The sequence below is a fragment of the Kitasatospora setae KM-6054 genome (genome assembly GCF_000269985.1).
GTDB classification, from domain to species: Bacteria; Actinomycetota; Actinomycetes; order Streptomycetales; family Streptomycetaceae; genus Kitasatospora; species Kitasatospora setae.
Genome location: NC_016109.1, coordinates 3,020,480 through 3,035,440 on the forward strand (window position 1 = coordinate 3,020,480; position 14,961 = coordinate 3,035,440).

At 75.6% G+C, this 14,961-nt stretch carries 13 protein-coding genes; 10 read left to right on the forward strand and 3 right to left on the reverse strand.

The window, feature by feature from the left end; translation table 11 throughout:
• The first annotated feature begins 49 nt into the window (after window positions 1-49).
• From KSE_RS13260 to KSE_RS13285, 6 genes are all read left to right on the forward strand, one after another.
• Window positions 50-1,375, forward strand: a complete 1,326-nt coding sequence (locus KSE_RS13260; RefSeq protein WP_014135822.1) for an ABC transporter substrate-binding protein — start codon at window positions 50-52, stop codon at window positions 1,373-1,375.
• Between the two features lie 111 nt (window positions 1,376-1,486).
• Window positions 1,487-2,443 carry a carbohydrate ABC transporter permease gene (locus tag KSE_RS13265; RefSeq protein WP_014135823.1) on the forward strand — a complete coding sequence of 319 codons (957 nt, stop codon included), beginning with the start codon at window positions 1,487-1,489 and terminating at the stop codon, window positions 2,441-2,443.
• Between the two features lies 1 nt (window position 2,444).
• On the forward strand, window positions 2,445-3,359 hold the full coding sequence (locus tag KSE_RS13270; protein WP_014135824.1) for a carbohydrate ABC transporter permease: 915 nt from the start codon (window positions 2,445-2,447) through the stop codon (window positions 3,357-3,359).
• 58 nt (window positions 3,360-3,417) lie between these two features.
• A complete protein-coding gene (locus KSE_RS13275; protein ID WP_033259850.1) occupies window positions 3,418-4,875 on the forward strand; it encodes a glycoside hydrolase family 1 protein in 1,458 nt (485 codons plus the stop codon).
• Between the two features lie 201 nt (window positions 4,876-5,076).
• Window positions 5,077-5,886: a hypothetical protein gene (locus KSE_RS13280; protein WP_041293889.1), complete on the forward strand. Its 810-nt coding sequence runs from the start codon at window positions 5,077-5,079 to the stop codon at window positions 5,884-5,886.
• A gap of 4 nt (window positions 5,887-5,890) precedes the next feature.
• Complete coding sequence (locus KSE_RS13285) at window positions 5,891-6,436, forward strand: Uma2 family endonuclease (protein WP_014135827.1); 546 nt, start codon at window positions 5,891-5,893, stop codon at window positions 6,434-6,436.
• Window positions 6,437-6,462: 26 nt separating this feature from the next.
• Here KSE_RS13285 and KSE_RS13290 read toward each other — a convergent pair whose 3' ends face one another.
• Together KSE_RS13290 and KSE_RS13295 are read right to left on the reverse strand one after the other, a co-directional pair.
• Window positions 6,463-7,350, reverse strand: a complete 888-nt coding sequence (locus KSE_RS13290; RefSeq protein WP_014135828.1) for a spermidine synthase — start codon at window positions 7,348-7,350, stop codon at window positions 6,463-6,465.
• Between the two features lie 227 nt (window positions 7,351-7,577).
• The gene (locus KSE_RS13295; protein WP_014135829.1) at window positions 7,578-8,003 is read right to left on the reverse strand and encodes a hypothetical protein; all 426 of its coding nucleotides are present in this window, start codon (window positions 8,001-8,003) and stop codon (window positions 7,578-7,580) included.
• Between the two features lie 336 nt (window positions 8,004-8,339).
• Here KSE_RS13295 and KSE_RS13300 point away from each other — a divergent pair, with 336 nt between their 5' ends.
• Window positions 8,340-9,719: a hypothetical protein gene (locus KSE_RS13300; protein WP_014135830.1), complete on the forward strand. Its 1,380-nt coding sequence runs from the start codon at window positions 8,340-8,342 to the stop codon at window positions 9,717-9,719.
• A gap of 78 nt (window positions 9,720-9,797) precedes the next feature.
• Here the strand turns inward: KSE_RS13300 and KSE_RS13305 are convergent, their stop codons facing one another.
• Entirely contained in the window at window positions 9,798-10,448 is a 651-nt protein-coding gene (locus tag KSE_RS13305) for a histidine phosphatase family protein (protein ID WP_014135831.1), read from the reverse strand.
• A gap of 144 nt (window positions 10,449-10,592) precedes the next feature.
• On the opposite strand from KSE_RS13305, the gene KSE_RS13310 reads away from it, so the two are divergent.
• Genes KSE_RS13310 through KSE_RS13320 form a run of 3 tightly spaced genes read left to right on the forward strand, consistent with a single transcriptional unit; the run spans window position 10,593 to window position 14,844 of the window.
• Window positions 10,593-11,810 (forward strand): hypothetical protein, encoded by a 1,218-nt coding sequence (locus KSE_RS13310; protein WP_014135832.1) that lies wholly within the window; start codon window positions 10,593-10,595, stop codon window positions 11,808-11,810.
• Window positions 11,807-13,405: a hypothetical protein gene (locus tag KSE_RS13315; RefSeq protein WP_014135833.1), complete on the forward strand. Its 1,599-nt coding sequence runs from the start codon at window positions 11,807-11,809 to the stop codon at window positions 13,403-13,405. Before KSE_RS13310 ends, KSE_RS13315 begins: the two co-directional genes overlap by 4 nt.
• On the forward strand, window positions 13,402-14,844 hold the full coding sequence (locus KSE_RS13320; protein ID WP_014135834.1) for an AAA family ATPase: 1,443 nt from the start codon (window positions 13,402-13,404) through the stop codon (window positions 14,842-14,844). The genes KSE_RS13315 and KSE_RS13320 overlap by 4 nt, the downstream gene beginning before the upstream one ends.
• Window positions 14,845-14,961 lie beyond the last annotated feature (117 nt).

Genomic DNA, 14,961 nt, shown 5'->3' on the forward strand with positions numbered 1-14,961 from the left:
CCTGGACCATCCACCCGGACCCATCACCCGGACAAAGGAGTTCGCCCCCATGCGCACCACCTCCCGCCCCCGCAGAGCCGCTGTCGTCGCCACCGCCGTCCTCGCCGCCTCCACCCTGCTGCTCACGGCCTGCTCGTCGAGCTCCGACAAGGGCGGGGAGAAGGGCGGCGGCGACGCCAACGCCAAGATCACCCTGAACGTCGGCGACTTCGGCACCTTCGGCTACAAGGAGGCCGGCCTGTACGACGAGTACATGGCCGCGCACCCGAACATCACCATCAAGTACGACACCGTCCAGGACGGTCAGAAGTACTGGGACGCGCTGACCACCCACCTGGCCTCGGGCAGCGGCCTGGCGGACGTCCAGGCGGTCGAGGTCGGCTACATCGCGCAGGCCACCAACACCCTGGGCGACAAGTTCGTCGACCTCGGCAAGACCGAGGGCATCAACCCCGCCAACTGGCTGGACTGGAAGTCGAAGCAGGCCACCACCGCGTCCGGCGCGCTGATCGGCCTGGGCACCGACATCGGCCCGATGGCGATCTGCTACCGCAGCGACCTGTTCCAGCAGGCCGGCCTGCCGACGGACCGCGAGGAGGTCGCGAAGCTGTGGGCGGGCGACTGGTCGAAGTTCGTCGACGCGGGCAAGCGGTACCAGGCGCAGGCGCCGGCCGGCACCTTCTTCACCGACTCGGCCTCGGGCCTGTTCAACGCCGTCCTGTCGGCCCAGCCCGAGCAGTACTCGGACGCCTCCGGCAAGCTCGTCTACAAGACCAGCGCCGGCGTGAAGACCGCCTGGGACCTCTCGGTCGCCGCCTCGCAGGCCAAGATCAGCGCCGGCCTGCGCCAGTTCCAGGACCCGTGGAACGCCGCGTTCGCCAACGCCAAGTTCGCCACCGTGGTCTGCCCGTCCTGGATGACCGGCATCATCAGCAAGTACTCCGGCGACTCCGGCAAGGGCAAGTGGGACGTCGCCGCCGCGCCGGTCAGCTCCAACTGGGGCGGCGCCTTCCTGACCGTGCCGAAGGCCGGCAAGCACACCAAGGAGGCCGCGGCCCTGGTGGCCTGGCTGACCGCGCCGGAGCAGCAGGCCAAGGTCTTCACCAAGGTCGGCAACGTGCCCTCCACCGTCGGCGGCCTGCAGCAGCCGGCCGTCCAGGGCGCCAAGCAGGAGTACTTCAACAACGCGCCGACCGGCCAGATCTTCGCCGCCGCCGCGCAGTCCATCAAGCCGGCGCCGATCGGTGAGCAGGACGGCAACGTCAAGACGATCATCACCGACAACGGCATCCTCGACATCGAGGAGCACGGCACCGACCCGGCCAAGGCCTGGTCGAACGTGACCAAGCTGGTCGACGACAAGACCGGCCACTGATCCGGGCCGGCGCCCGCCGCCGGTAGCCGGTCCCTACTGCCCGGCCGGGTCCGCCCACCCGGCCGGGCGCCGTTCCGCCGCCCCTCGCCACCTCCGGGAAGGAAACCCCAAGTGGCCACCCACGTCCGCGCCGAGGCCCCGCCCGCGCGCCCCGCCTGGCGCTCCCGCCTGTACCGGTTCGACCTCAAGGCGTCGCCGTACGCCTTCATCGCCCCGTTCTTCCTCTGCTTCGCCGCGTTCGGCCTCTTCCCGCTGATCTGGACGGGCTGGCTGTCGCTGCACTACGTCGACCTGCTCAAGCCGGACGTGATGGAGTGGCGGGGGTTCGGCAACTACACCCGCCTGTGGTCCAACGACCAGTTCTGGACCGCGCTGCGCAACACCTTCACCATCGGGGTGATCTCCACCGTCCCGCAGCTGCTGATGGCGCTCGGGCTGGCCCACCTGCTCAACTTCCGGATGCGCGGCCGCGGTTTCTTCCGGGTCGCGATCCTCGCGCCGTACGCGACCTCGATCGCCGCCGCGACCCTGGTGTTCGTCCAGCTGTTCAACCCGGACTACGGCTTCGTCAACTGGATGCTGGACGCGGTCGGGATCCACCCGAACTGGTACGCCGACACCTGGCCCTCGCAGATCGCCATCTCCACCATCGTGACCTGGCGCTGGACCGGCTACAACGCGCTGATCTACCTGGCCGCGATGCAGGCGGTGCCGAAGGACCTGTACGAGGCGGCGAGCCTGGACGGGGCGAACCGGTGGCAGCAGTTCGTCCGGATCACCATCCCGTCGATCCGCCCGACCATCATGTTCACCATCATCGTCTCCACCATCGGCGCCACCCAGCTGTTCGGCGAGCCGATGCTGTTCGGGGGCGGCGTCGGCGTGTCCGGCGGCTCCGCGCACCAGTTCCAGACGCTCAGCCTCTACCTGTACGAACTGGGCTGGCCGTCCCGCCAGTTGGGCCGCGCCTCGGCGGTGGCCTGGACGATGCTGCTGCTCCTGCTGCTGATCGGCCTGGCGCAGTACCTGATCACCCGTTACCGCAAGCGCCACGAGTTGGGAGGCTGACATGGCCGCCACCCTGTCCACCCCCTCCGCCCGCGGGGCGCGGCCCGCCGAGCAGGAGCGTCCGCGCGGCCTGTTCCGCCGCCGGGCCGGCGACCACGACAAGGCCGGCCCGGTCGCGTACGTGCTGCTCGGGATCGCCGCGCTGGTGTCGCTGTTCCCGCTGTACTGGACCTTCGTCGCGGCCTCCAGCACCGGTGAGCGGGTGGCCCAGTCGCCGCCGCCGATGGTGCCCGGCGGCGAGCTGTGGAACAACATCACCACCGCCTGGGACCAGGCGGACATGGGCACCGCGCTGCTGAACTCGACCGTCGTGGCGGGCTGCGTGGCGCTGTCCACGGTGCTGTTCTCCACGCTGGCCGGCTTCGCCTTCGCCAAGCTGCGCTTCCGCGGCCGCAACGCGCTGCTGACCCTGGTGGTCGCCACCATGACCATCCCGCCGCAGCTCAGCGTGATCCCGCTCTACCGGATCGTCACCAAGCTGGACTGGGGCAACCACCTGCAGTCGGTGATCCTGCCCTCGCTGGTGGCCGCGTTCGGCGTGTTCTTCATGCGCCAGTTCCTGTCCGAGGCGCTGCCGTTCGAGCTGATCGAGGCGGCCCGGGTGGACGGCGCGAACAGCCTGCGGATCATCTGGCACGTGGTGTTCCCGATCGCCCGGCCCGCCATGGCGGTGCTCGGCATGCTGGTGTTCGTGCAGTCCTGGAACGACTTCTTCTGGCCGTTCGTGGTGCTCACCCAGCAGAACCCGACCGTGCAGGTGGCGCTCTCCGCGATCGGCGGCGGCTCCGGGCACGACATCAACCAGGCCGTGATCATGACGGGTGCGCTCGTCGGCACCCTGCCGCTCCTGCTGATCTTCGCCGTTCTGGGGAAGCACATCGTCGGCGGGATCACGTCCGGCGCGGTCAAGAGCTGACCGGACCCCCGGCCCAGCAGCAGCCCTGTCCACTCCTCAGCCATGGGAGCGCTCCCGTATGACCATGACCGATCCGACCACAGCCGCCCACACCCCGGCGGCGGCCCCCCGGGTGGCCTTCCCGCCCGGCTTCGCCTGGGGCGCGGCCACCGCCGCCTACCAGATCGAGGGTGCGGCCGCCGAGGACGGCCGCACCCCGTCCATCTGGGACACCTTCGCCCGCACCCCCGGCAAGGTGCTGAACGGTGACACCGGGGACGTCGCCGTCGACCACTACCACCGCTTCCGCGAGGACGTCCGGCTGATGGCCGACCTCGGCCTCACCTCGTACCGGTTCTCGCTGTCCTGGCCGCGGATCCAGCCGACCGGCCGCGGCCCGGCCGTCGAGCGCGGCCTCGACTTCTACCGCGCGCTGACCGACACCCTGCTGGAGCACGGCATCTCGCCGGTCGCCACGCTCTACCACTGGGACCTCCCGCAGGACCTGGAGGAGGCCGGCGGCTGGCCGGTCCGGGAGACCGCCCACCGCTTCGCCGAGTACGCGGCGCTGGCCGGCGCCGCGCTCGGCGACCGGATCCCGGTCTGGACCACCCTCAACGAGCCCTGGTGCAGCGCGTTCCTCGGCTACGGCTCCGGCGTGCACGCCCCCGGGCGGACCAATCCGGCGGACGCGCTCAAGGCCGCCCACCACCTCAACCTCGGCCACGGCCTGGCGGTCGGCGCGCTGCGCGAGGTGCTGCCGGCCTCGGCGAAGGTCGCGGTCTCGCTCAACCTGCACCTGGTCCGCCCGCTCACCGACACCGCCGCGGACCGCGAGGCGGCCCGCCGGATCGAGGCGGTCGGCAACCGGATCTGGACCGGCCCGATGTTCAAGGGCGGCTACGACGCCGACCTGAAGGCCGACACCGCCCACCTGGTCGACTGGGACGAGCTGGTCCGCCCCGGCGACGAGGCCGAGATCGGCCGGCCGATCGACCTGCTCGGCCTCAACTACTACAACCCGACCGTCGTCTCGGCACCGGGCGAGGCCACCGCCGAGAGCGCGGAGGCCGCCCGCAACGACGGCCACGGCGACAGCGAGTTCAGCTGCTGGCCGGGCTCCGAGGACGTGGTCTTCCACCTCGCCAACGACGACGTCACCGCGATGGGCTGGCCGATCGACGCCACCGGCCTGTCCGACTCGCTGGCCGGCCTGCACCGCGACTTCGGCCTGCCGCTGATGGTCACCGAGAACGGCGCCGCCTTCGAGGACGAGGTCGGCCCGGACGGCGAGGTCCACGACCCCGAGCGGCTGCGCTACGTCCGGCTGCACCTGGAGGCCGTGGCCGACGCGATCGCCGCCGGGGCGGACGTGCGGGGCTACTACCTCTGGTCGTTCCTGGACAACTTCGAGTGGGCGTACGGCTACAGCAAGCGCTTCGGCATCGTCCACGTCGACTATGACACCCAGCGGCGCACCCCCAAGGCCAGCGCCCGCTGGTACGCGGAGGTGATCCGACGCGGAGGGCTCGCCTGACCCCCGCGCGGGGGGCCGCCAGGGGGCTCGCCAGGACTCCCGCACCCCCGCACAGTGTGACGGAGTGTGAGCGACGGGCGTGACCGCGGGGAGTCCCGCTCGTTCTCCCCTGGTGTGCGAACCAACCACGCGAAGCGACCGCGACGTTCGGACACCCCCCGGCAGCGCTGGGGGCGCCCCGGGGCCCTGGCGGCGGGCGGCGTGCTCGCCGCCCAGGTGCTCGGCCTCGGCCTCGGCGCGACCGACGCGGCCGCCGCCGACACCGGGCACCCCCCGCACCACCCCGGCCGCACCCTCGGCACGGTCGGCACCGCGCTCCGGGCCGGCCCGGACGGCGGCGGGCCGCCGCTCGGCGGGACGGTGGACGGCGCGGTGGGCGGCGCGCTCGACGGGCTCGCCCCGGACGGCGGCGCGGACACCGCCGGGACGGTCGAAACGGTCGGCACCGCCGGCACCCGCCCGGGGCAGGGCCTCGGCGGCGTCCTGGACCAACACCTCGACCAGCAGCTCGACCAGCACCTCCAGCAGCAGCTCGGGGCCGGCGAACTCCCGCTCCCCGGCCACCACGCCGACCGCCCCGACGCCTTCTCGCTCGCCGCCGGCCTGCTCTCCGCCGTCCCGCCGCAGCCCCGCGCCGAGGACGGCGCCCGCGCCTCCCGCTCCGGCCCCGAAGGCGGCCGCGACACCGGCGGGACCCGCCCGAACAGCCCCGCCGAGAGCCCCCGCGCCCCCGAGGCGACCGTCCCGGTGCAGCGCGCCGCCGCCACCCCGCTGCCGGCCGCCGCCCCCGCGGCCACCCCCGCCGGCTCGTCGCGCCCCGCCGCCCCCCGCCCGGCCCCGGCCGACGCTCCCCCGCCCACCGCCGCCGCCCCCGACCGCCTCACCCTCACCGCCGCCCCCACCCGCCCGGCCGGCGAGGGCGCCGTCGCCGTCCTGATCCCGATCGCGGCCGGCCTGCTGCTCACCGCCGCCGCCATGTACAAGCACCGCGGCCTCCCGGGCGGCCACTGAGACCGTGCGCGCCCGCTCCGGCCGCTGGACCGCCGACGAGCTCCTCGACCTCGCCGAGGACACCCACCACCGCGTCGAACTCATCGGCGGCACACTGCTGTTGAGCCCTCGCGAGAGCGTCTCCCACCAGCGCGCCGCCGCCCGCCTGGCCGCGTCGCTGAGCAGCCGGGCACCCACGGCGTTCGAGGTGCTGGAGGCCGTCAACGTGCTCGTCCCGGACGGCCTGCTGATCCCCGACCTGGTGGTCGCCGACGCCGCCGCGGCCGCCCGGGCCGGGGCCACCCTGCACGCGGACGACGTCGTGGTCGCGATCGAGATCGCCTCGCCGTCCACCAAGGTGATCGACCGCCGGACCAAGCCCGGCCTGTACGCGGCCGCCGGCGTCCCGCACTACTGGCGCGTCGACCTCGACCCGGCGCCGCGGCTGCACCTCGGCCGGCTCGCCCCGGACGGCGGCGGCTACCTCGACCGGACCGTCGGCCCCGGCGGGTCGACCGCCCTCACCGACCCCTTCCCGCTCGGCCTCGACCCGGCCGCGCTGCGGCGCTGAACCGCGTCGCCCAGCCGCCCAGCCGCTCAGTCGAAGGCGCCGCTCGGCGGGGCCGGGGACGGGACGGCGGCGGTGTCGGTGACGGGGGTGGCGCCGGCGGTGAAGTCGGTGAGGTCGCGGCCGTGCAGGAGGCGGGCCTGGGCCGGGTCGGTGGCCAGCCGGCGGGTCAGCTCGGGGAGCGGGAGGGGGGTGCCGGCGGCGCACAGGACGAGGTTGCCGAAGCGCTTGCCGCGCAGCACGGCGGGGTCGGCGATCAGGCAGAGCTCGGGGAAGACGGCCAGCAGGGTGGCGGTCTGGGCGCGCGCGAAGGCGAGCGCGCCGCCGTCGGTGATGTTGGCGGCGTAGTGGCCGTCGGCGCGCAGGACGCGGGCGGCGTGCCGGGCGAACTCGACGGTGGCGCAGTGCGCGGGGACCCGGGCGCCGGCGAAGACGTCGACGACCAGCAGGTCGGTGGAGTCGTCGGGGGTGCGTTCGAGGACGGCGCGGGCGTCGCCGCCGCGGACCTTGAGCTGCCAGCCGCGGTCGAGCGGCAGTTCGGCGCGGACGAGTTCGGTGAGCGCGGTGTCGATCTCGGCGGCCTGCTGGCGGGATCGGGGCCGGGTGGCGGCGGTGTAGCGGGCCAGCGTGAGGGCGCCGCCGCCGAGGTGCAGCGCGGTGAGCGGCTGCCGGGCGGGGGCGGCGAGGTCGATCAGGTGGCCGATCCGGCGCTGGTAGGCGAAGCCGAGGTGGGTGGGGTCGGCGAGGTCGACGAGGGACTGCGGGGCGCCGTCGAGCAGCAGTTCCCAGGCGTGCGGCCGGTCGCGGTCGGGGCGCAGCTCGGCGGTGCCGGAGGCGACGGCGGCGGTGAGCGGGCCTTCGGCGTGGGTGCGGCCGGAGACGGCGGGGGCGGTCGGGGTGGTGCGTGGGCGGCCCATGGGCCCATTATCCGATGATCCCAGCGCGGCCCTCACTTCGACGGCCGCGACCGCACCCTGCGGTGACGCCCGCGCGGACGCCCCGCGCTCGCTCCCCGCGGTGACACTGCGCGTTCGGTGGTGCCCGCTGCGGAATCGATCGGTCCGCCCGCTGAGACGACGCTTGCATGCCAACTACCGCGTCGGGCAAGTTCTCTGATGAGGCGTCAGCAGAGCCCTGGGCGCGCTCAGAGCGGGCCGAGACCACCCGCGGTGAGGGTGGTGGCGGCTTCGCAGAGCGCGGAGCGCAGCACCCAGGCGTCGGTGGGGCGGGGGCACGGCTGGGAGCCGGAGGGCGGGATGATCCAGCGCGGGTCGGTGGGGGGGAGCAGGTCCGCCCCCGGCGTACAGGCGGAGCCGGCCAGGTGCCAGCGCAGCGCGGTGCCGGCCGGGACGAGGAAGGCGATCGCGTTGCCGCCGGCGGTCTGCTGGACGGCCCCGCAGGCCCGCCGCAGCCGGAGGATGTCGACCGCCTCCAGCCCGTGCCGGACCTGGACGGTGACGGTGTCGTACCGGACGATCCGGCTGGCCGAGCTCACCGGGGGCACGGCGGCGGGGGCGGCCGGCGCGGCGGGGGCGGCCGCCCGTCCGTACTGGGGAACTCCGGTGGCCATGGGGGACCTCCTGTCACCTCGGGTCGCGCGGAAACCGGATGCCGCCCCGTCACCCGGTCGTGCGACGGGAGGCCGGTCCGGGAGGGGGCCCGTACCGCCGGTGTCCATGTATCAGCACAACGCGGGACCGGGCTCCCAGGCCACGGCCTCCGATACAGCAAGCCATGGCATTTCATGGCACAACGCGGCAACTACGTCCGGATTGCCCGCAATTGACCCACTCCACTCCGACAACCGGCCGTGTTCGCACGGTGACTGCCGGTACTGTCGTGGCGACGCGGCGGCCCTCCCCCCAGGGGTCGGCGCGGCCACCCCGGCACGACCTCGGAGTGCAGCATGGCAGCCACCCGAACCGGCGGGCCCCGTCCGGCGCCCGTTCCCAACCAGGCGATGCGCGAGCTGCGCGGCGCCCTCTCGCCGGGGGAGTTCGCCACCCTGGTCCGCCGGGCCGCCCGGGAGATCGGCGAGCACGTGTCCTGCGACGCGCGCTACGTCGGACGGGTCGAGTCCGGCGAGATCCGCTGCCCCAACTACGCGTACGAGCGGGTGTTCCGGCACCTGTGGCCGGAGAAGTCGCTGGCGGAGCTCGGCTTCGCGCCCCGCACGGCGGTCCGCCGCCGCGCGCCGGCCGCCGGGCGGTCCGCCCCGGCGCTCCCGCCGGACGCACCGCTCCGGCCTGACGAGGAGAACGACGACGTGCTTCGCCGTACGTTCCTGAACGGCGGTCCCACCGCCCTGGCGACCGTGCTCGGCCTGGACCAGGCCCCGCCGCCCACCGGTCCGCCGCCCGCCGTCCCGCTCCGGCCGGAGCGCCACCGGGTCGGCGCCGCCGAGGTGCGCGGGGTCGAGCAGGCGGTCCGGGACATCCGGCTGCTGGACGACGCGCACGGCGCGGACGCCCTGTTCGAGCTGGCCGGGCAGTCGCTGCGCAGCGCCTACGTGCTGCTCAACGACGGCGACTACAACGCCGCGACCGAACGCCGGCTGCAGAGCGGCGCGGGCGAACTGGCGATCTCGGTGGGCTGGCTGGCGCACGACTCGAACCGGCTGACCGACGCCAGGTCGTTCTACTCGGAGGCGCTGGCCACCGCCCGGATGGCCCGCGACCCGCACCTGGAGGCGCACGTGTTCAGCAACAGCGCCTTCCTGGCCCGGGACGCCGGCCGCCCCCGGGAGGCGCTGCGGGCCGCCCAGGCCGGGCAGGCCGCGGCGGCCGGGCTCGGCTCGGACCGGCTGATGTCGCTGCTGGCGCTGCGCGAGGCCGGCGGCTGGGCGCTGCTCGGCGACCGGACGGCCTGCGAACGGGCGCTGTCCCGGGCGTACGGGCTGTTCGAGCGGGGCGAGCGGCCGGACGCCGACCCGGAGTGGATGTCCTTCTTCGGCGAGGCGGAGCTGGCCGGGCAGGAGGCGCAGTGCTGGTCGGCGCTGGGCGAGTGGGACCGGGCCAGCGCCCGGGCCGAGCAGGCCATAGGGCTCCAGCAGCCGCACTTCGTGCGCAACCGGGTGCTGTACACCGCCGAGTTGGCGCACGACCGGCTGGGCCGGGGCGACCTGGCGGGCGCGGGCGAGCACGGCGCGGCCGCGGTCTCGCTGCTCGGCCAGGTCAGGTCGGCGCGGATCCGCGGCATGCTGGCGCAGACCGCGGACCGGCTGCGCGGCCACCGCGCCGTGCCGGAGGTCAGGGACTTCCTGGACGGCTACGACGCGGCGGCCTGAACTCCCCCGCGGCCCGAACTGCTCAGCGGCCGGTGCTCAGTGGCCGGTGCTCAGCGGCCGGTGCTCAGCGGCCGGTGCTCAGCGGCCGAGCTTCTCCAGGTGGCTGTGGTCGTTCCAGACCTCGACCGCCGGCAGCCCGTACTCCCAGGAGAGCACGCAGAGCGCGGCGGTGCCGAGCTTGAGCCGCTGGGCGTACTCGGCGGGCAGGCCGAGCCAGCGGGCGGTGAGGATCCGCAGCAGGTGGCCGTGGGCGAACAGGACGACCTCGCAGTCGGCGCAGTTCATGGTGGTGGTGTCGGGGTCGGGGGTGCCGTGCCGCCCGTTGATCTCGGCGAGCAGCGCGTCGACCCGGTCGGAGACCTGGGCGAGCGTCTCGCCGCCGGGCACGCCGTCGCGCCAGATCAGCCAGCCGGGCTGGTCGGTGGCCCGGATGTCGCCGCCGGTGCGGCCCTCGTACTGCCCGTAGTCCCATTCGAGGAGTTCGGGGCGGTCGGTGGCGCGGTCGCCGAAGCCGGCCAGTTCGGCGGTCTCCCGGGCGCGGGAGAGCGGGCTGGTCCAGACGGTCGCGTCGGGCAGGCCGTTCCACGGGGCGCGGGCCAGGCGCTCGCCGAGGGCGCGGGCCATGGCGCGGCCCTCGTCGGTGAGCGGGACGTCGGTGCGGCCGGTGTGGCGGCCGGTGGCCGACCAGGAGGTCTCGCCGTGGCGGACCAGCACGATGCGGGCGGGCATGGGGGTACCTCGTTCGAAGGGGTGCGGTGCGGCGGTGCGGCGCCCCCGGCGGTGGGGGCCGCGTCCCATGATCCTCCACCCGACCTGCCGACTCGACGACCGGGCTCCGCTCTGTCGGTTCCGGATGCGAGACTGGGCCGCACCATGAACGTCTCGCACCTGGGGCAGGCCACCCCGCCGCTGCGGCGGCTCTCCGAGTTGCGCGGCCCGGCGCCGCAGCGCAGCCTCGACGCCCGTGCCCTCGCCGCGCTCGCCGCCAATCCGGGCTGCCGCCGCCGCGCCCTGCTGGATGCCGCGGGCATCGACAAGACCGCGCTCGCCCGGCAGTTGGGCCGTCCGGCGCCGTTCGGCCAGTCGCCGTTCGCGATCCGCCGCGGCCTGGTGTTCGAGTCCCGCCTGAAGCGGGACGGCTACGCGGTGCTGCTGGAGCCGCTGCGCCGCCGGCTGGGCGTCCCGGCGGACGAGGCGGCCTCGCTCGCCGTGCCCGACCTGCTGCCCTCGGCGTCCCCGGCGGTCCGCGCGGAGCGGACGCTGGCGGTGCTGGCCGAGGCGGCCGCCGACCCGGCGGGCTGGGCGCTGCTGGACCACCCGATGCTCCGGCTGGAGGTGGCGGGCAGCCCGGCCTACCTGGAGCCGGACGCGCTGGTGGTGCACGGCGGCCGGTGCACCGTGGTGGAGATCAAGTCCTTCCCGGTGCTGGACGGTTCGGCCGATCCGGCGCACGTCGGCGCGGCCGCCCGGCAGGCCGCGGTGTACGTGCTGGCGCTGCAGGAGGCGGCGGCCCGGCTGGCCGGCCGGCCGGTCGCGGCGGATCCGTACGCCGTCCAGGAGCTGCCGGGGGCGCCGGAGTTGACGGTGCTGCTGGTCTGCCCGAAGGACTTCTCGGCCGAGCCGGTCGCCGTCCCGGTCGACGTCCGGCGCGAACTCGCGGTCACCCGGCGGCAGTTGTCCCGGATGACGCGGATCGACCAGCTGCTCGCGGCGCTCCCCGAGGGCGTCACCTTCGACCTCGCGCGGGACGCCGAGGGCACCCCGACCCGGCCGGCCGGCGAGCTGGCCGAGGCGGTCGCCGCGGTGCCCGCCGCGTACGCGCCGGAGTGCATCTCGACCTGCGAGCTGGGCTTCCACTGCCGGGAGCAGGCCCGCTGCGCGGGCGGCGTCGAGCAGTTGGGCCGCGGGGTGCGCGGCGAGCTGGGGTCGCTGCGCACCGTCGAGGAGGCGCTGGCGGCCGCGGCCGGCGGCGGCGCGGGCCCGGAGTCGGATGATCCGACCGGGGGCCCGGAGCCGGACGAGGCCGCCGAGCGGCTGGCGTACGCGGCCCGGCTGCGGGCGGAGGCGCTGGCCGCCGGGGGCGTGCGGTGAGCCTGCTGTCCACCCTGGCCCGGCTGGAGGCGGTGCGGGCGCAGCGGGCCCGGCCGCTGGCGACGGTGCGGCACCGGCACCTGTCGGAGCGGCCGATGGTGCTGGTGCCGCTGGCGGCGGCGGGCGAGACCGGCGCGCCGCTGGCGGTGCTGCTGGGCACCGACCGGGAGGCGCCCCGGCTGCACTTCGTGCCGCAGCCGCTGAACCGCACCCAGCGGGCCGAGTTCCTGGCCGCGATGGCGGCGGACCTGGTGCCGTACCTGGCGTCCTTCGCCGAGGGGGTGGAGCTGCGGGAGGGCTCCGAGAAGGATCCGGTGAGCGGCGAGAAGGTGCCGGTGGTGCGGGAGTTGTGCGCGGACGCGCCGCAGCTGCTGGTGCCGAACGCGGGCGGGGTGGCGCACCTGGCGCTGCTCGGCCGCTCGACCCGGTTCCGCCGCACGGCGGACGACCCGGAGCCGGGCGAGTACCCGGCGCCGACCGAAGTCCCGTTGATGGGCCGCTGGTTGACGCACCTGACGGACCGGGCGCAGGTGCCGGGCTCGTCGATGCTGCTGACGGCGACGGGCCTGCTGGCGCGGCACTGGGCGACCGGGCAGAGCAACCTGGAGGACCAGCACCTGGCGGCCCGGCTGGCCTGGCACCTGCCGCCGGTCGGCCTGGAGCCGGCGGCGGTCGGCGCGTCGGCCGCCGCGTGGGTGGAGTCCGCGCGGGACGGCGACGGGCAGTTGCTGCACCCGTCGGCCGGTCCGACCACCGACCCGAAGTTCGACGAGCGGGTGCTGGCCCCGGCGATCCTGCGGCACGACGCGGCGCTGGCGGTGCGCGAGCGGGCCGAGGCCGCCCGGGACGACGCGGAGCTCCGCCGGGCGGCCGCGCTGGTCGAGCGGGCGCACGCCGAGCTGGGCCGGGTGCTGCTGGCGGTGACCCGGCCCGCCTGGGACGACGTGTGGCGGGCGGTCGACCTGCTGCGCGGGCTGCCCGCCGCCGGCCACCTGCCGGACCGCTGGGAGGGCGACCGCTGGTCGTTCACCATGCACCGGGACCGGGTGGCGGCCGGCGAGCCCCCGCAGCCGCGCCGGGACGACGCGGTGACGGCGGCCCGCAAGCTGGCCCAGCGCGAGCGGGAGCAGGCGAAGCTGGAGATCCAGGAGGCGCTGGACGACCCGCTGGCGATGGCGGAGCGGCGGCTGGCCGGCGAGGCGTTCGCCGGCGAGGTGGTGGACGTCGTGCCGGAGTGGTCGGCGGGCCGTTCGCCCAAGCCGCGGCCGCTGCTGGTGGTGCGCACCGGCGACCGGCCGCACGCCGATCCGGGCCGCGAGGTGTACCGGGCGCACGCCGAGCCGGCCCAGCGGGCCGAGGTCGTCTCGTCCGGGCCGGGCGAGGTGGTGGTGCGGCTGCTGTCCGGGATGGGCCGCCGCAAGGATCCGGAGCCCGGTTCGGTGCCGGAGCCGGGCACGGCCGTGGTGTTCACGCTGTTCGAGCTGGCACCCCGGCAGTCCGCGCCGCTGCCGGAGCCCGCCGACACGCCGTGGACGCACGGCGGCCCGCCGGTGGCCGCCGAGGATGCGCCGCTCGGCGCGGACGAATGGGAATGACCACCGACATGAACCCCTCCGGAACCGAAACCGAAACCGCGGCCGACGACGCCCCGACCGGCCGCCGCTCCCCCGGGCCGGGCCCCGGGCCGACCGCCGAACCGTCCCCCGGCGAGGCGGCCGACCGGGCCGTGGCCGGGATCCTGGACGCCGTGGTCCGCCCGGCGCCGGGCGCGCCGCGCGGCGTGGTGGTCGACTCCCCGCCGGGCGCCGGCAAGTCGACGCTGGTGGTGCGGGCCGCGCGCGAGCTGGTCGGCGCGGGCGAGCGGCTGATGATCGTCGCGCAGACCAACAGCCAGGTCGACGACCTGGTCGACCGGCTGGCGTCCAAGGCGCCGGGCATCGGCATCGGCCGGCTGCACGCGAGCGACTCCAGGCCCGCGCCGGAGGCGCTGCGGCACGCCAACGTCACCGCCGCGGACAAGGTCGCCGACCTGCTGGAGCAGGACGTGGTGATCTCCACCGCGGCGAAGTGGCAGTGGGTGAAGACCGACCAGCCCTGGCGGCAGGCCATCGTCGACGAGGCGTACCAGATGCGCTCGGACGCGCTGCTGGCCGTCGCCCGGCTCTTCGAACGGGCGCTGTTCGTCGGCGACCCGGGCCAGCTCGACCCGTTCACCGTGGTCGGCACCGACCAGTGGGCGGGCCTGTCCTACGACCCGTCGTCGTCCGCGGTGGTCACCCTGCTGGCGCACAACCCGGCGATCCGGCCGCACCGGCTGCCGGTCTCCTGGCGGCTGCCCGCCTCGGCCGCGCCGCTGGTCTCGGCCGCGTTCTACCCGTACACGCCGTTCCGGGCCGGGACCGGGCCGGACGACCGGACGCTGGTGCCCGGCCGGCGCGGCGACGGGTCGGCGGTGGACGCGGCGATCGACGAGGCGGCGGCCAGCGGCTGGGCGCTGCTGGAGCTGCCCGCCCGGCACACCGTCCGCACCGACGCGCAGGCGGTCGCCGCGGTCGCCGCGACCGTCCGCCGGCTGCTGGAGCGGGAGCTGACCGCGCACTCCGAGCAGGGGTCCGCCCCGCTCACCCCCGGCCGGGTCGCGGTCGGCACCGCGCACCGCGACCAGGCGGCGGCGGTCCGCGCCGAGCTGGCCCGGCTGGGCGTCCCGGTCGACCCGGCGGCCGGCGAGGCCGTCACGGTCGACACCGCGAACCGGCTGCAGGGCCGCGAGTACGACGTCACCGTCGTGCTGCACCCGCTCTCCGGCCGCCCCGACGCCACCGCCTTCCACCTGGAGACCGGCCGGCTCTGCGTGCTCGCCTCCCGGCACCGGCACGCCTGCGTCGTGGTGGCCCGGGCCGGCATCCCCGAGCTGCTCGACGACCACCCCGCCACCGACCCGGTGCAGCTCGGCGTCGCGGTGAAGTTCCCGGACGGCTGGGAGGCGAACCACGCGGTCCTGGCCCACCTGGCCGCGCACCGGGTCCGGCTGTAGGCCCCGGGCGGGCGTGCGATCAGCCGCCGCACGCCCCCGGCGGGGAATAGCGCTCGCGGGCGCACCGTTCCGGTTCTGACGGTTCGCGCGCGACAATGGACGGCGGCCGTCTTTCCC